16 protein-coding genes are annotated in these 15,213 nt (G+C 60.8%); 5 read left to right on the top strand and 11 right to left on the bottom strand.

The annotated features are described in order from the left end of the window. The gene (locus tag RHP74_RS13785; RefSeq protein WP_304818131.1) at nt 1–1,302 is read left to right on the top strand and encodes an ATP-binding protein; all 1,302 of its coding nucleotides are present in this window, start codon (nt 1–3) and stop codon (nt 1,300–1,302) included. 181 nt (nt 1,303–1,483) lie between these two features. On the opposite strand, the gene pncA is transcribed toward RHP74_RS13785, so the two are convergent. The 4 genes from pncA to RHP74_RS13805 form a co-directional block, all read right to left on the bottom strand. Then, nucleotides 1,484–2,113, bottom strand: coding sequence for a bifunctional nicotinamidase/pyrazinamidase (gene pncA, locus RHP74_RS13790; protein ID WP_221109459.1), 630 nt, complete (start codon nt 2,111–2,113; stop codon nt 1,484–1,486). A gap of 49 nt (nt 2,114–2,162) precedes the next feature. Next, entirely contained in the window at nt 2,163–2,930 is a 768-nt protein-coding gene (locus tag RHP74_RS13795) for an anti-sigma factor (RefSeq protein ID WP_154911755.1), read from the bottom strand. Further along, on the bottom strand, nt 2,927–3,412 hold the full coding sequence (locus tag RHP74_RS13800) for an RNA polymerase sigma factor (protein WP_077748369.1): 486 nt from the start codon (nt 3,410–3,412) through the stop codon (nt 2,927–2,929). The genes RHP74_RS13795 and RHP74_RS13800 overlap by 4 nt, the downstream gene beginning before the upstream one ends. A 66-nt stretch (nt 3,413–3,478) precedes the next feature. Then, complete coding sequence (locus RHP74_RS13805) at nt 3,479–4,009, bottom strand: tetratricopeptide repeat protein (RefSeq protein WP_083376824.1); 531 nt, start codon at nt 4,007–4,009, stop codon at nt 3,479–3,481. Between the two features lie 188 nt (nt 4,010–4,197). On the opposite strand from RHP74_RS13805, the gene RHP74_RS13810 reads away from it, so the two are divergent. The 3 genes from RHP74_RS13810 (at nt 4,198) to nudC (ending at nt 6,826) form a co-directional block, all read left to right on the top strand. Further along, entirely contained in the window at nt 4,198–4,971 is a 774-nt protein-coding gene (locus RHP74_RS13810; protein WP_311099978.1) for a class I SAM-dependent methyltransferase, read from the top strand. Nucleotides 4,972–5,177: 206 nt separating this feature from the next. Beyond that, nucleotides 5,178–5,990, top strand: a complete 813-nt coding sequence (locus tag RHP74_RS13815; protein WP_010460005.1) for a crotonase/enoyl-CoA hydratase family protein — start codon at nt 5,178–5,180, stop codon at nt 5,988–5,990. A gap of 5 nt (nt 5,991–5,995) precedes the next feature. Then, entirely contained in the window at nt 5,996–6,826 is an 831-nt protein-coding gene (nudC, locus tag RHP74_RS13820) for an NAD(+) diphosphatase (protein WP_169857798.1), read from the top strand. On the opposite strand, the gene RHP74_RS13825 is transcribed toward nudC, so the two are convergent. From RHP74_RS13825 to RHP74_RS13835, 3 genes are all read right to left on the bottom strand, one after another. Further along, a complete protein-coding gene (locus tag RHP74_RS13825) occupies nt 6,794–7,573 on the bottom strand; it encodes a TSUP family transporter (RefSeq protein ID WP_102593769.1) in 780 nt (259 codons plus the stop codon). The two genes, nudC and RHP74_RS13825, sit on opposite strands and share 33 nt — an antisense overlap. Before the next feature lie 264 nt (nt 7,574–7,837). Then, nucleotides 7,838–8,314, bottom strand: a complete 477-nt coding sequence (locus RHP74_RS13830; RefSeq protein WP_076031053.1) for a nuclear transport factor 2 family protein — start codon at nt 8,312–8,314, stop codon at nt 7,838–7,840. Nucleotides 8,315–8,370: 56 nt separating this feature from the next. Further along, the gene (locus RHP74_RS13835) at nt 8,371–8,934 is read right to left on the bottom strand and encodes a TetR/AcrR family transcriptional regulator (RefSeq protein WP_102593770.1); all 564 of its coding nucleotides are present in this window, start codon (nt 8,932–8,934) and stop codon (nt 8,371–8,373) included. Between the two features lie 236 nt (nt 8,935–9,170). Here RHP74_RS13835 and pssA point away from each other — a divergent pair, with 236 nt between their 5' ends. Beyond that, nucleotides 9,171–10,514: a CDP-diacylglycerol--serine O-phosphatidyltransferase gene (gene pssA / locus RHP74_RS13840; protein WP_010460013.1), complete on the top strand. Its 1,344-nt coding sequence runs from the start codon at nt 9,171–9,173 to the stop codon at nt 10,512–10,514. 3 nt (nt 10,515–10,517) lie between these two features. Here the strand turns inward: pssA and RHP74_RS13845 are convergent, their stop codons facing one another. The 4 genes from RHP74_RS13845 to efeO (RHP74_RS13860) form a co-directional block, all read right to left on the bottom strand. Next, a complete protein-coding gene (locus tag RHP74_RS13845; RefSeq protein ID WP_154504577.1) occupies nt 10,518–11,687 on the bottom strand; it encodes an MFS transporter in 1,170 nt (389 codons plus the stop codon). Between the two features lie 160 nt (nt 11,688–11,847). Further along, a complete protein-coding gene (gene efeO / locus RHP74_RS13850) occupies nt 11,848–12,672 on the bottom strand; it encodes an iron uptake system protein EfeO (RefSeq protein WP_169857797.1) in 825 nt (274 codons plus the stop codon). Nucleotides 12,673–12,696: 24 nt separating this feature from the next. Further along, nucleotides 12,697–13,995, bottom strand: coding sequence for an iron uptake transporter deferrochelatase/peroxidase subunit (efeB, locus tag RHP74_RS13855; protein WP_311099984.1), 1,299 nt, complete (start codon nt 13,993–13,995; stop codon nt 12,697–12,699). 18 nt (nt 13,996–14,013) lie between these two features. Next, nucleotides 14,014–15,213 (bottom strand): iron uptake system protein EfeO, encoded by a 1,200-nt coding sequence (gene efeO / locus RHP74_RS13860; RefSeq protein WP_311099986.1) that lies wholly within the window; start codon nt 15,211–15,213, stop codon nt 14,014–14,016.

A 15,213-nucleotide genomic window follows, 5' to 3' on the forward strand; every position in this document is an offset into this window, starting at 1 on the left:
ATGTTCAGGATCCTGTTTCGCCTCTATCTGGTGATGATCGTCTCCTACAGCGCGGCGATCTACCTGATGCCGGACTTGGTGATCAAGCTCTTCCATGAACGGTTCGTCACCTACAACCTCGATTATTCGCGCGGGCTGCAAACCCTCATCGTCAAACAGTTCCATGCCGTGCCGGAAGCTCAATGGCCAGCGTTGGCGACTGAAATGGACAAGGAGTTTGCCCCGCTGCGCATCGTTCTGACCCGCCATGACGATCCCGACTTCACCCTCCAGGAGCGCCAGCGTTTGCAGCGTGGCGAGAACGTCGTGCGCATTGGTGACTGGGGCTGGCGCACGCTCGCCGTGGCACCGCTGAATGAGCAGTCCGTTGTCGAAATGGTCGTACCGCCGGACCCGATGGACGTCAGCCTGTTGTACTGGAGCATCAACGTCCTGATCGGCGCGACCATGCTCGCCTGCCTGTTGCTGTGGCTGCGTCCGCACTGGCGCGATCTGGAACGGCTCAAAGGCACCGCCGAACGTTTCGGCAAGGGCCACCTCGGCGAACGCACACAGATCTCCTCGCACTCCAACATTGGTAGCCTGGCCACCGTCTTCGACACCATGGCCGGCGACATCGAAAACCTGCTCAACCAGCAACGCGACTTGCTCAACGCCGTGTCCCACGAACTGCGCACACCGCTGACGCGCCTGGACTTCGGCCTGGCCCTGGCGCTGTCCGACGACTTGCCGGCCGCCAGTCGCGAGCGGTTGCTGGGGCTGGTCGCGCACATACGGGAGCTGGATGAGCTGGTGCTGGAGTTGCTGTCCTACAGCCGACTGCAAAACCCGGCGCGTCTGCCGGAGCAGGTTGAAGTGTCGCTGGACGAGTTCATCGACAGCATTCTGGGCAGCGTCGATGAAGAACTGGAATCGCCGGACATCGTGATCGACGTGCTGCTGCATGGGCAGCTTGAACGCTTCGTGCTGGACCCGCGACTGACGGCTCGCGCGATACAGAACCTGCTGCGCAATGCCATGCGCTATTGCGAAAAGCGCATTCAGATTGGCGTAAAGGTCTGTCCGAAAGGTTGTGAAATCTGGGTCGATGACGACGGTATCGGCATTCCCGACGATGAGCGCGAGCGGATCTTTGAACCGTTCTATCGGCTGGATCGTAGCCGGGATCGGGCCACGGGCGGGTTTGGTCTGGGGCTGGCGATCAGTCGTCGGGCGCTGGAAGCGCAGGGTGGCACGCTTACCGTGGAACCGTCGCCATTGGGTGGTGCGCGATTCCGATTGTGGCTGCCTACCGCCGCCTGATCTAACACTGAACCTGTGGCGAGGGGGCTTGTCGGAACGCCGCATCGTCCCGTTCGGCTGCGCAGTAGTCGCTAAACCAGCCAATGCGGTGTGAATTAAAGAATGCAGGAGGCCGCTTCGCGCCCCAACGGGGGCAAGCCCCCTCGCCACAGGGCATCAATGGCCGCCGGTTTTTGATCGCTCAGCCGAGTATTTCTTTTGAGGGAATCAAACCGACCCCAGCCACTTGCATCCGCTCGATCGCCGCCGCCAGCGAGCCGTCCAGATCAATCGCCCGGCACGCATCCATCACCACAAAGGCATTGAACCCTGCCGCCCGTGCATCCAGCGCCGAAAACATCACGCAGAAATCCAGTGCCAGCCCGACCAGGTAGACGGTGTCGATGCCGCGTTCTTTCAAATAGCCGGCCAGCCCGGTGGCGGTCGTGCGATCCGCTTCCAGAAACGCCGAATAACTGTCGATGTCCGGGTTGCAGCCCTTGCGGATGATCAGTTGCGCATGGGGCAGGTTGAGACCCTTGTGTAACTCGGCCCCTGTCGTCGCCCGAATACAATGGTCCGGCCACAGTGTTTGCGGGCCGTAAGGCAGCTCGATGACCTCGTAAGGTTCGCGATCGGGATGGCTGGACGCGAACGAGGCGTGGCCGGGCGGGTGCCAGTCCTGGGTAATGATGACCTGTTTGAACCGGTCGCCCAGGCGGTTGATCAAGGGCACGATCAAGTCTCCCTCGGGCACCGGCAGCTGACCACCGGGGATGAAGTCGTTCTGTACGTCGATGACCAGCAAGGCTGTGCGAGAAACGTTTGGCATGGGGAGGTTCCTCCTTGGAAAACAGACGCCAAGCATAGGGCAACTTCGCTCACGCGCTAAGTCGGCTACGCAACGATTTCGCCATGCCTTCCAGTTCCGCCGCCGGGTTATGCCCGATCAGCATCCACGCATGTTCCATGTCTGCCCAATACACCACATTCATCCTGTGCCGAATCTCATGGGAAAAATGCCGGCTACCACTGTTGGAGCGCTTGGCGCACAAGGCAATCGGACCATGTGCCGGGTCCAGATAAGTAATCTGCGCGATCGGCATGCCGTCGTATTCGAGGATCTGCGCGCGCTTCAATTCGGACCGTGGCAGGGCCAGTTTTGCAGGCGTCAGGCTCAGGCCCAGGCGCGCGTCGATGGTTCGCAGTTGCGCCCGTTGCGAGGCTTCGTCGACGGGCAAGTGTTCCAGGGTTTGCGGCACGTACAGCGACATATAGTCGGCGACCAGGCCCCGCCAGTTGCTTTTTTCCTGGCTCAGTTGCCAGGCAAGGAACAATCGATCCGCCACCACGCCACTCACCACCAGGCCGGCCGCCGCCGCGAGGAATCGGCGTCGATTCAGGGCCGGACGTTCAGGCGAGGGCAAAGTGTCGAGCATCGACTGCAAGCGGTGGACAGGCGCCTGTTGGGCCAGTTCGTCATAAGCCTCTTTGAACGGCAGGCTGCTGCGGGCCAGCCATTGCAGGCGCAAGTTGAGTGTCGAGTCTTCGGCGACGGCCGCGTCGATGCGGGTGCGCTGGTCGGCATCGAGCTGATCGTCGAGGTACGCCACCAGTTCCTCGTCCGAAGGTGTCGCGCGCTCGTTCATCGACGTTCTCCCGTGAAAGGGTTCGGCACTGTGTGCAGTGGCGGATATTCAGCCAGTTTCACCCGTGCGGCGGCGAGGCGGCTCATGACGGTGCCGATGGGCACTTGCAGCACCTCGGCGACTTCGCGATACGACAAGCCTTCAACGTAAGCCAGGTACACCGTTTCACGCTGGGCCTCGGGCAGGGCGTCGACACGGCGGATGACCTGGGCGGCGAGCACATGGGTCTGCGCTACCGATTCTCCGTCAACCGACAACTGGCTGTCGGCATCGACCAGGCCCTGACCCTGGCGCACCCGTCGGGAGCGCACTTCGTTGAGCCAGATCGAATGCAAAATGCTCAACAGCCAGCGGTCCATGCGAGTGCCAGGGACAAACTGCCCGGCACGCTCAAGTGCCCGAACGCAGGTGGCTTGCACCAGGTCTTCGGCCACATGCCGTTGCCGGGACAGCAGCAGGCCGTAACGCCATAAACGCGTCAAATGCTGGCCCAGTTCTGTTCGTATTGCCTGATCGCTGGCGATGGCGACCTCCGTCTGTTCGGTGTGTCAGGTTTTCGATGAATCATTGATCGCTTCGGCCAGGTCCTGATATTCCTCACACGTACTGCCACAGATCGATTTGATCTGCTGCAACTGCTCTTGCGCCAGGTCCAGCCGACCTTTGATCACGTAAGCCTCGCCGAGGTATTCACGCACTTGCGCATAGTGCGGGTCGAGTTTGACCGATTGCAGGTAATAACCGATGCCTTCGTCGGTACGCCCCAGTTTACGCGTGGCATAGCCGCGGTAGTTCAGAGCCTTGGCCGTATTTGGATTCTTGAGCGTATCGAGCAGGGCCAGGGCTTCTTCGTAGCGACCGTCCTTGGCCAGGCGGTAGGCGTAATCGGTGCGGTCAGCGTCCGGGACCAGGCTGCTGGTTTGCATGACGCACTTCTGCGATTTGGTGTCGAACACCTGGCCTTTGGGGCAGTTGGGTTTGGCCGGAGCGTCATCGTCGCCATCGGCCAGGGCCAGTGAACCGGACAACGCAACGGCGAGCAACAGCGGGGCGGTGAAAACAGCAAAACGGATAGTCATGGAAAATGCTCGGCGAGTTGATTCGATTGAGTGTAAACCACGCCCCGGCCGCAGGCGGCGGCAAGGGCAATTCTCATGGGGCGTTGATTGGAGAACACCGCAGGGTGAACAATTATTCATTTCTTTGGCGGGGAAAGCTCAAATCGAGGCGCTATGCTCGACAGCATTCGTTGTTCAGGAGCACTGCCATGAAAGATCAGGTCCATCATTCTGCGGCTGCGGGTTACAAAACCGGGGCCGATACTTATGTTCGCGGCCGCCCGGACTACCCGCCGCAAGTGGCCGAGTGGCTGAGCGAAACCCTGGGCTTGAACGCGGGCAAAACCGTGATCGATCTGGGCGCGGGCACCGGTAAATTCACTGGGCGCCTGGTCGCGACCGGCGCGCAGGTGATTGCCGTGGAACCGGTGCCGCAGATGCTTGAGAAGTTGTCCGACGCGTTCCCCGATGTGTTGGCGGTGAGCGGCACCGCGATGGATTTGCCGCTGCCGGATGCATCAGTGGACGTGGTGGTCTGCGCCCAGGCCTTTCACTGGTTTGCCAGCACTGAAGCTCTGACCGAAATCGCCCGGGTCCTCAAGCTCGGTGGCAGACTGGGCCTGGTGTGGAACCTGCGCGATACCAAGGTGAGTTGGGTGCCGAAACTGGATGCGATCGTCAACGCGCTGGAAGGCGATACGCCGCGCTACTACACGGGAGCCTGGCGTCAGGCCTTTCCTCATCCGGCGTTCGGGCCGTTGCAAGCCCAGTATTTCAGCCATGGGCACACGGGGGCGCCGGAAGATGTGATCTTCAATCGCGTGCGCTCGACCAGTTTTATTGCGGCGTTGCCCGAGGAGCAGCGGGAGAGGGTGGATGAACAGATGCGGGCGTTGATTGCCGGGGAGCCTGACTTGCGCGGCAAGGATGTGGTGACCGTACCTTATGAAACCGTGGCGTTTGTGGCGGTGAAGGGCAGTTAGATCGGCGGTGCTGCCTTCGCGGGCAAGCCTCGCTCCTACAAAGGCACCGTATGCCCGTAGGAGCGAGGCTTGCCCGCGAAGAGGTCAGATCAGACACTGGAGAACCCGAGGCAGTCCCGCTTTTGGCCGAACCACTGCCTTACTCCCCCACGCAATGCCTTGTTATAGTCCGGTCCTCATTTTTGCCCGGTAAAAGGATCACTGCCATGTCTCAGTACACCGCGTTCACCGTCGAACTGGCCGATAAAATCGCCCATGTGCAGATCAACCGCCCGGAAAAGATCAATTCGATGAACGCCGCGTTCTGGAGCGAGATCATCGACATTTTCCAGTGGATCGATGACACCGATGAAGCCCGGGTTGTTGTACTCAGTGGCGCCGGCAAGCACTTTTCCTCCGGCATCGACCTGATGATGCTGGCCGGAGTGGCCAATGAACTGGGCAAGGACGTCGGCCGCAATGCACGTCTGCTGCGCCGCAAGATCCTCGCTCTGCAAGCGTCGTTCAACGCCGTCGATAACTGCCGCAAGCCGGTGCTGGCGGCGATTCAGGGTTATTGCCTGGGCGGCGCCATCGACCTGATTGCCGCGTGCGACATGCGTTACGCCGCCGAGGATGCGCAATTTTCGATCAAGGAAATCGACATCGGCATGGCCGCCGACGTTGGCACTTTGCAACGTTTGCCGCGGATCATCGGTGACGGCATGCTGCGTGAACTGGCTTACACTGGTCGCACCTTTGGCGCCGAGGAAGCGCGCAACATCGGCCTGGTCAATCGCGTTTACAGCGACCAGGCCAGCCTGTTGGATGGTGTGATGGGCATTGCCCGGGAAATCGCCAGCAAGTCGCCGATCGCGGTCACCGGCACCAAAGAGATGATCAGCTACATGCGCGACCACCGCATCGACGACGGCCTCGAATACGTTGCCACCTGGAACGCCGCCATGCTGCAATCCACCGATTTGCGCGTGGCCATGGCTGCCCATATGAGCAAACAGAAACCCGAATTTCTGGACTGATTAAAATGACTTCACGCTGGACCACCGCAGTACTGGACACCGATCAACCTGGCGGCTGGGCCGTGGCTCGCAGCCCCGAAGGCTTTCTGTTCGACGACAATGGCGCGCTGTTCCCCCGCGAATGGCTCAAACGCCAGGACCTGTCGATCCTGGCCGAACATGGCATCGGTCACCTGGATGGCGAACCGGTCTACCTGCTGGAATTGCGCAGTCACAGCGACGTACCGGGCTGCAACTGGAAAGGCTTGCGGGCGTTCATGCTCGATGGCGATCACACGGTGTACAAGGTGCTTGGTTATGCCGCGCAGATCGGCACCTGGTACCGCGAGCATCGCTTTTGTGGCAATTGCGGTCAGGCGGCGACGCAAGTTCCTCGTGAGCGTGCGATGTACTGCGAACCGTGTGATTTACGCTATTACCCGCGCATCTCGCCGAGCATGATTGTGCTGGTGACCCGGGGCGACGAGGTGCTGTTGGCCCGTTCGCCACGTTTCGTGGCCGGGGTCTACAGCACGTTGGCGGGGTTTGCCGAGCCGGGCGAGTCAGCCGAGGACTGCCTGATTCGCGAAGTGCGCGAGGAGGTGCAGATCGAGGTCAAGAACATCCAGTACCTGGGCAGCCAGTGCTGGCCGTTCCCGCATTCGATGATGCTCGGCTTTCACGCCGAGTACGCCGGTGGCGAGATTGTCTGTCAGGAAGACGAGATTGAAGACGCCCAGTGGTTCAACGTTCATGAGTTGCCACCCTTGCCGGCGTCGCGCTCGATTGCCCGTTACCTCATCGACGTCTACGTGGCGCGGCGCTTAGGCCACGCTGAACCAGTGCTGCCAGGCTAGCCGCACGGTCAAGCCCAGCACCACGGTGATGAACACCGGGCGAATGAACTTCGCGCCGCCGCTGATGGCGGTGCGAGCCCCGAAGAACGCGCCGACCATCACCGACAGGCCCATGCTCAGGCCGATGATCCAGTCCACCTGCCCGGAAAACACGAACACCGACAGCGCCGCGATGTTGCTGACGAAGTTCATGCTGCGCGCCACGCCGCTGGCCTTCACCAGGTCAATCGGATACATCAGCAGACTGCTGACAGTCCAGAACGCGCCGGTGCCCGGACCGGCCACGCCGTCGTAGAAACCGAGGCTGAAGCCTTGGGTCGATTGCCACTTTTTCTTGATCGGTGCGTCGCTGTCCAGCGGCGCTTTTGGCGTGCCGCCGAACAACAAATACAGGCCACAGGCGAACACGATCACCGGCAGCATTTTGTTCAGCCATTCGGCGGGCAGGTAATGCGCGACCACGGCGCCGGTCAGCGCACCGACCAGCGTACCGACGATGGCGTGCACCCACTGCCGGGGATGGAACAGCTTGCGGCGGTAGAAGGTAAAACTGGCGGTGGCGGAGCCGAAGGTCGAACTCAGCTTATTGGTGCCCAGCACCAGGTGTGGCGGCAGGCCGGCGGTCAACAGCGCCGGGGTAGTCAGCAGACCGCCACCGCCGGCGATGGCGTCGATGAAACCGGCAATGAAGGCGACAATGGCCAGAATGGCCAGGGTGGTGAGGTCAACGCTGAGTTCAAAAGGCATGGAAATCGGCTTATTCGGCGGGGTGCAGCAAGGGGCTGCGGGGAAGGGCCGATATCTTACCTAGATCCAGACTTTGCGGCGACTGGTCTGGCCCTTTCGCGGGCAAGCCTCGCTCCTACGGGATTGTGGTCATCACAAAATGGGCGGACGACATAAATCCCGTAGGAGCGAGGCTTGCCCGCGAAGGCTGATTCACAGTCAACAAATAAGTGGCCTGTTACATCGCCTTCGCGGGCAAGTCGCGTTCCTACAGGGGATCAGCGGTTACAGACCAAGGTCGGACAGGCTCGGATGATCATCCGGGCGACGTCCCAGTGGCCAATGGAACTTGCGGTCGCTTTCCTTGATCGGCATGTCGTTGATGCAGGCAAACCGGTTGGCCATCAAACCGTTTTCATCGAACTCCCAGTTTTCGTTGCCGTAGGAACGGAACCAGTTACCCGAGTCGTCGTGCCATTCATAGGCGTAACGTACGGCGATGCGGTTGCCGGTGAAGGCCCAGAGTTCCTTGATCAGGCGATAATCCAGTTCCTTGGCCCACTTGCGGGTCAGGAAACCTTTGGCTTCTTCGCGGTTGTAGGCGAACTCGGCGCGGTTACGCCACTGGGTGTCCAGGGTGTAGGCCAGCGACACGCGTTCCGGGTCGCGGGAGTTCCAGCCGTCTTCGGCCAGGCGAACTTTTTCGATGGCTGATTCACGGGTAAACGGCGGCAATGGCGGACGAACTTCGGCGTTAGACATATATAGTCTCCCTTTCAAGTTAGAGTTCGAGCAAGTTGTCAGGCTTGGTTCAAGTGTTACAGGTCCAATAACTTTCGCGCCATGCATTGCGCATTATCGGCGGCACTGTGATCACCCATCACAAGCGCTACGGTAATGGCGCCGTCGATGAGGATCAGCAGCTGTTTGGCCAGCGTCTCCGGGTCGTTAGCGCCATGTTCGGTGCAGAGCTCGCACACGTAGTCGAGCAGCTTTTGTTTGTGGTCTTTGGCGACCAGGCGAACCGGGTCTGACGGGTCGCCGGTTTCACCACTGGTATTGATGAACGCACAGCCACGGAAACCTTCAGAGGCGAACCAGGCCTTGAGCACGGTAAACAGGTTGAGCAGGCGGTCGGCCGGGGTTTCAGCCTGGTCGACTTCACTTCTGTACCAGTGCATCCAGCGCGCGTCGCGGCGTTGCAGGGCGGCGACGGTCAGCTCCTCCTTGTTGGCGAAGTAGCGGTAGATACTTTTTCTGGAGACGCCGGCGGTTTTCACCAGAAGATCCATGCCGGTGGCGGCGATGCCACTTTTATAGATCAACTTTTCGGTGACATCCAGAATGATGTCCCGTGTGTCGTTGCTTGTGATTTCGTTCATGTGGCGAACAGTAGAACGATCGTTCTCCTTGGTCAACAGGTTTTTAGAAAGATCGTTCCCGCGCTCTGCGTGGGAATGCATCCCGTGACGTTACGCGTCACATTTCGAAGCGGACGCAGAGCGTCCATGGCGGCATTACCACGCGGAGCGTGGGAACGATCGGTGCCGTGGGAAGACCCAAGCGGATCCATGGTGTAAGCTCTCGGACTCTTCGGAATTGACCCTTTGCGAGCCCTATGCCGTCGCTTTTCAAACGCTCTCTGCTGCCTAAGCTGCGCAGTTTTCCGCTGACCGCCGATGCCGTCACCATTCTTTCCGGCGCTGCCGAGTTCCGGCGTTGCCTGCTGGAAAAAATCGCCAGTGCCACCCAACGCATCTATATCGTTGCGCTGTACTTGCAACAGGACGAGGCCGGTCAGGAAATCCTTGATGCCTTGCACGCCGCCAAACTGAAGCGTCCGGAACTGGACGTGGTCGTGGTGGTTGACTGGCTGCGCGCTCAGCGCGGCTTGATCGGTGCCGGCAAACAGCCGGGCAACTCGGCCTGGTACCAGGAAGCGACGCGCACCCACGAAAGTGTTGTGCCGGTGTACGGCGTGCCGGTGCAGACTCGCGAGTTGTTCGGCGTGCTGCATTTGAAAGGCTTTGTGATCGATGACTGCGTGATCTACAGCGGCGCGAGCCTGAACAACGTTTACCTGCACAAGTTCGACAAGTACCGCTACGACCGTTATCACCTGCTGCAGAACCACGCGCTGGCTGATTCCATGCAGCACTTGATCCAGCACGGTCTGATCGCTTCCAAAGCGGTGCATCGCCTCGACCTGCCGAACCTGCCGACTACCCGCAGCCTGCGCAACGACATTGGCGATTTGCGCAGCCGCCTCAAGCACGCGGCGTACGACACCACGGCCGGCAGTACGGCGAAGGGCGGTTTGTCGGTGAGTCCGCTGCTCGGTGTGGGCAAGAACAACCCGTTGAGCCGAGTGATTTGCGAGTTGATCGCCAGCGCTCAGCATCAGTTGACCATCTGTACGCCGTATTTCAACCTGCCATTGGCGGTGACCCGGGAAATCAACCGGGCTCTGGGGCGCGGCGTGAAAATCGACATCGTGGTCGGCGACAAGACCGCCAACGACTTCTTCATCCCGCCGAGCGAGCCGTTCAAGGTGATCGCCGCGCTGCCGTATCTTTACGAGATCAGCCTGCGGCGCTTTGCCAAACGCCATCAACACAGCATCGACAGCGGCAAGTTGAACCTGCATTTGTGGAAGGACGGCGACAACACCTATCACCTCAAAGGCATGTGGATCGACAAGCGCTACACCTTGCTGACCGGTAATAACCTCAACCCACGGGCGTTCCGCCTCGACCTTGAGAACGCGTTGCTGATCGATGACCCGAAAGGCGAATTGCTGGAGCCGCGCAGTAAAGAACTGGGCGAGATTTTCCACAACACCACGCGCATCCAGCGATATCAGGATCTGGAAACGCTGCTGGAATACCCGGCGGCGGTGGCCAAGTTCCTCAAGCGTGTCAGTCGGGTGCGGATCGAGCGGTTGCTCTATCGGATTTTGTAACCCTCAGTGCTGCCGCGTCTGTGGCCACAACGCCACCAGCAGCAACAGCGCAGCGGCAAACAGGTAGGGAAGGCGCGGATCGACGTCGTAGATCAACGTCGCCGCCAGCGGTCCGATGACCACGCCAAAGCCTTGCGCGGCACCAATGGAGCCGGCGGTGGCGCCTTGTTCCGAGGCGTCGACCGCGTTGGCCGCCAGTGCGGCGAACGACGGAAAGATCAGCCCCATCCCACCCGCCGACACGAAAAAACACAGCCATAAACCCCACGCAGCATCCGCCAGGATGCTGCCGGCAAAGCCCACGGCCGCCACCAGTGCGCCCGCGCGGATGAGCCGCAGCGGCGGCCATTCAAGCCGGCGCACCAGCAGTTGCGAACAGATCAGCGCGAAACCGACCATGGTCAAGGCGATGCCCGCGGTTTGCGCGGCATCGGCCGGGTTCATGCCGAGTCGGTCGAGGGCGAAGAAGCCGACGGTGATCTGCGCAATCGACACACAGAGCATCGCCACAAACGCGACAGCCATTGGGCGACGCAGTCGTGGATCGTTCAGATGAACCTTGCGCGGCGCTTGCCGCAGGTGCAGTTCCTGACCCTTGAGTTTGTAGTGCAGCACCACAAACGCCAGTAACGGCAGGATCGCCATGGCATAGAACGGCAAGCTCAGACTGAAGCGCGACAACAACGCCGCAATCGCCGGGCCGATCACCAGTCCGCAGGCGTTGGCCGCGCCCAGGGCCGCCATGGCTTTGGCGCGGTGTTGCGGCTCGATGTTGTCGGCGATCAGCGCGTTGCCGCCCACCGGAATCGCAGCATAGAACACGCCGATCAGGCCGCGTCCGATCATCAACCCGATAAACCCCAACAGCGCCGACGGCAGAAAACGCAACGAGGCATCGATGAACAGGCACAAGGCCCAGTAGGCGAGGGTGAAGCCGGCTGTGGCGATCAACAGAATCCGTCGCCGGCCATAGCGATCACTGGCCCGACCCCAGGGGCGGGCGAGCAACATCCAGATCACCCCGGACACCGTCACCGCCGCGCCGGCCTGCCAGGTGGCCAGGCCCAACACCCGGGCGATCGGTCCGATCAGGGAGACGAACGCCATCATCGACATGGAACAGGCCATGTTGGCGACCATGAGTGGGCGCAGGTCGAAGGCAGGGGTGGTCATGGTGAGTCTTCCGTGAGCTTTTATTATTGGCGGGGGATGTTAGCGCGGGTTATGTGCAAGGCAGGAGGAATATCGGTGAGCGTGATAATGCCTTCGCGGGCAAGCCTCGCTGCGGGAGCGAGGCTTGCCCGCGAAGAGGCCCGCCAAAACGCTACAAAAATCAGTTCAAACCCAATTTCCCACGCAATGTGGAAAGGTCTTCAGCCAACGTATTCACCGGCCCAACCAACGCCTTGCGGTCGTTCTCTTTCACCTTGTCATACGTCTCGAACCCACCATCCCCGGTTTTGTACTTCGCCAGAATCTTGTTCACGCTGGCAAAGTTCTTGTCGACCTTGGCAATAAACGCCGCGTCCTGCTTTTCGATCTGCGGACGGAACAGGTCGACGATTTTCTTCGCGCCGTCGATGTTGCCCTGGAAGTCATACAGGTCAGTGTGGCTGTAGCGGTCTTCTTCACCGGAGATCTTGGTGGCCGCCACCTCTTCAAGCAAGGCAGCGGCGCCGCCCACGACTTTCTCGGGCGGGAAGGTCAGGCCGGCGACGCGGGTTTGCAGGTCTTTGACGTCTTTGTTCAAGCCATCGGCCAGTTCATCGAGACCCTGGGTGCTGTTTTGCGAGAACAGCGAATATTCAATGCGGTGGAAACCGGTGAAATCTTCGGCCTTCACGCCTTTTTCGTGGTCATCAACGCGTGAGTCGATGGACGCATCGAGGTCGCTGAACAGCTCTGCAATCGGCTCGATCGATTCGTAGAAAACCCGGGTCGGTGCGTACAGTTTCCTGGCGGTGGCCAAGTCGCCTTTTTTCACTGCATCGGTGAACTGCTGTGTGTGGCTGGCCAGCTCATCCAGTTGCTCGGTGACATAGATTTTGTAATCCGAAATCGGCTGCACCAGCTCCAGCGGCGCCGTCGCCGCGAAAGCCGACAGCGGGGTATTGAGCAAGCCTAGGGTCAGCAATAACGCGAGGGGCGACTTTTTCATGGGACGGTTCCGTGTGGGGGTTGTTCAGGTGTTTGTTTTGGGTGAGGTAGTGTCAAGCAGCGAGCGACCGATGAAGTCCTGGTCGCCCGTCACACCCGGCAGGGTGAAGAAGTAACCGCCGCCGACCGGCTTGAGGTATTCCTCCAGCGGCTCGCCGTTGAGTCGGGTTTGGACGGTGATAAAACCTTTGTCCAGATCGGCCTGGTAGCAGATAAACAACAAACCCATGTCCAACTGACCGTTCTTGTTCACGCCGTTGGAGTAGTTGAACGGCCGACGGAGGATCAGGTTGACCTGGGTCGCAGCAGTGCGCGGGTTGGCCAGGCGGATATGCGCGTCGAGTTTGGTCAGTTTGCCTTGCGGGTCCTTGGCGTAGTCCGGAACTTCAGTTTCATGGGCGCCGCCCATGGGCGCGCCGGTGGCTTTTATGCGGCCGAGAATGCTTTCCTGTTCCTGCAAGGGCGTGCGGTCCCAGCGCTCGACGAAGTTGCGGATGATCCGCACCGCCTGATAGCTGCCATAGGCGGCCCATGCCGGTTCGTCGCTGCCCGGTTGCACCCAGACGAGGCTGTCCATGGCCTTGGCGTCGTTGGAGTCCGGGTTCGCCGAGCCGTCGCGAAAACCGAGGAAATTGCGTGCGCTCTGCGCCGGCACACCGGGTTTCGCCGGGGCCTGGGGCGGCACGCTGCCTTCCTGTTTCCAGCGCACCAGCAGCAGGTCCGGCAGGTTTTTCACAATGTCGCGCAGGGCGTGGATGTTGGTGTCGGTGGTGTTGGCGCAAAACTGCAGACTCAGGTCGCCGTGGCAGCAATCGGCTTCCAGAGCATCGTTAGGAAAACCGACCATGCGGCTCAACCGTTTGGGCTTGGCCGCGGCCAGGCCGAAGCGCTCGTCGAACAGCGACTCGCCCACCGATACGGTGATGGTCAGGTTGTCCGGCGTGACCACCGGGCCGAGGATGCCCGAATCCATCGGCGGCAGTTTCGGATCGACTTGCGCCACCGGTCCGCCCTGCATCAGGAACGCGATGCGCTCGTTGAGGGTGCGGAATAGCCGTTCCAGGTCCTCGCGATCACTGGCCAGCACATCAAACGACACCAACATGCCGGACGCCGGGCGCGGAGTGACGATGCCGGTCTGGTGCTTGCCATGGAACGCGTGGCGGTCTTCGGTCTTGTCGCTGCTTGGCGCTTCGGTGACTTGCGCGGGGCTTGCGGCCATCGCCGGGCAGCTCAGTGCGGAGCCTGCCAGCGCAACACCCGCAGCGCCCATGCCCATCAATACACGGCGACGCTGGAGGTTGAAGTGTTCTGAATCGTTCATCGGTTTTGAGTCTTCTGCTTAAAGGCCGGAAAGGCCGAGGGCGGGATCGATTCCATCGAGTGCGTCGGCCAGCGCCTTGGCCTTGTCGGCGATCTGTTTACGCTGCGCGGCACTCACTGTGTCGTAGCTCGCGTAGCCGTCCTGGACCTTCAACCCATTGAGTTCGGCATCGAGGGCAGTGATCGCGCTGTCGATCTTCGGCAACAACTCGGTGGCGGACTTGGTCAGCAACGGGCGCAACAGGTCGACGACTTTGCGCGCAGCAAAGAGGTTGGCGGCGAAACCGTTCAGGTCGGTGTGGCTGTAGCGTTCTTCTTCACCGCTGCTGGCACGCACATCGGCGAGGCTGTGCAGATTGCGCGCGACAATGCTCACCAACTGTTCCGGTGGCAGCGATTGCGCGAGCAGTTGCTGTTTGAGCGTGGCGACGTCGCTGTTCAAGCGCTGGGCAACCGGTGCCAGACCGTCGAGGTTGCGTTGCTGGAACAGCGCGTACTCGATGCGGTGGAAACCGCTGAAGGCTGGATCCTGTTCGCGTTTCTCGAAGTAATCGGCGCGGGCATTGATGGCGTTGTCGAGTTCAGCCAGACGCTGGGCGGCGGGGGCGATCCGTTGATAAGCGGCGCGGGCGGGCACATACAGCGCTTGTGCCTGGCTCAGGTCGCCAGCGGCGATTGCTTGCTCAAGGGCGGCGACGGCTTTGATCAGCGCTTTGCTTTGACTGCTCAGGTACACACGGAATTCAGACAACGGCCCTACGAAGGCGACCATCGACGGCTTGGCCTTGGCGGCCGCATCGGAGGCGGCAGTCGGAGTCACGTGCAAGGTGCCTCGCGGGTTGCTCAGCAATCCGCAGGTGATCGCATAGTCGCCGGGTAGCAGGTTGGCATTGATCACCTGGCTCAGGCCCGGCGCGATGTTTTCCCGTTCTTCGACCACCAGCACGCCGTCAAGGATCTCCCATTCCACCGCCCGATCCGAGCGATTGACGATGCGGAAGCTGGCGCGACCCGCCGGAACGGTCAGCGCATTCGGCTCGCAGCTGTGCGGGTGAATGGTCACCAGCACTTCGTCATGGTTAACCTGGCGCTTGGCCGCCGCCATTTTCGAGGCGTAGTAAAACAGGCCGCCGGCGGCGATCATCACGATCACCGAACCGGCCACCGCCCAGCGCAAGGCGCGGGGAGGCGAGGCCTGGGGAGGGGCTTGATTTGGCAT

It is taken from the genome of Pseudomonas sp. SG20052 (assembly GCF_031766055.1).
Taxonomy (GTDB): domain Bacteria; phylum Pseudomonadota; class Gammaproteobacteria; order Pseudomonadales; family Pseudomonadaceae; genus Aquipseudomonas; species Aquipseudomonas mandelii.

Excerpts from the sequence above, each read along its gene's own strand:
- RHP74_RS13785 (WP_304818131.1), top strand. The coding sequence starts at position 1 with ATGTTCAGGATCCTGTTTCGCCTCTATCTGGTGATGATCGTCTCCTAC.
- pncA (WP_221109459.1), bottom strand. The coding sequence starts at position 2,113 with ATGCCAAACGTTTCTCGCACAGCCTTGCTGGTCATCGACGTACAGAAC.
- RHP74_RS13795 (WP_154911755.1), bottom strand. The coding sequence starts at position 2,930 with ATGAACGAGCGCGCGACACCTTCGGACGAGGAACTGGTGGCGTACCTC.
- RHP74_RS13805 (WP_083376824.1), bottom strand. The coding sequence starts at position 4,009 with ATGACTATCCGTTTTGCTGTTTTCACCGCCCCGCTGTTGCTCGCCGTT.
- RHP74_RS13810 (WP_311099978.1), top strand. The coding sequence starts at position 4,198 with ATGAAAGATCAGGTCCATCATTCTGCGGCTGCGGGTTACAAAACCGGG.
- RHP74_RS13815 (WP_010460005.1), top strand. The coding sequence starts at position 5,178 with ATGTCTCAGTACACCGCGTTCACCGTCGAACTGGCCGATAAAATCGCC.
- nudC (WP_169857798.1), top strand. The coding sequence starts at position 5,996 with ATGACTTCACGCTGGACCACCGCAGTACTGGACACCGATCAACCTGGC.
- RHP74_RS13825 (WP_102593769.1), bottom strand. The coding sequence starts at position 7,573 with ATGCCTTTTGAACTCAGCGTTGACCTCACCACCCTGGCCATTCTGGCC.
- RHP74_RS13830 (WP_076031053.1), bottom strand. The coding sequence starts at position 8,314 with ATGTCTAACGCCGAAGTTCGTCCGCCATTGCCGCCGTTTACCCGTGAA.
- RHP74_RS13835 (WP_102593770.1), bottom strand. The coding sequence starts at position 8,934 with ATGAACGAAATCACAAGCAACGACACACGGGACATCATTCTGGATGTC.
- pssA (WP_010460013.1), top strand. The coding sequence starts at position 9,171 with ATGCCGTCGCTTTTCAAACGCTCTCTGCTGCCTAAGCTGCGCAGTTTT.
- RHP74_RS13845 (WP_154504577.1), bottom strand. The coding sequence starts at position 11,687 with ATGACCACCCCTGCCTTCGACCTGCGCCCACTCATGGTCGCCAACATG.
- efeO (WP_169857797.1), bottom strand. The coding sequence starts at position 12,672 with ATGAAAAAGTCGCCCCTCGCGTTATTGCTGACCCTAGGCTTGCTCAAT.
- efeB (WP_311099984.1), bottom strand. The coding sequence starts at position 13,995 with ATGAACGATTCAGAACACTTCAACCTCCAGCGTCGCCGTGTATTGATG.
- efeO (WP_311099986.1), bottom strand. The coding sequence starts at position 15,213 with ATGCCAAATCAAGCCCCTCCCCAGGCCTCGCCTCCCCGCGCCTTGCGC.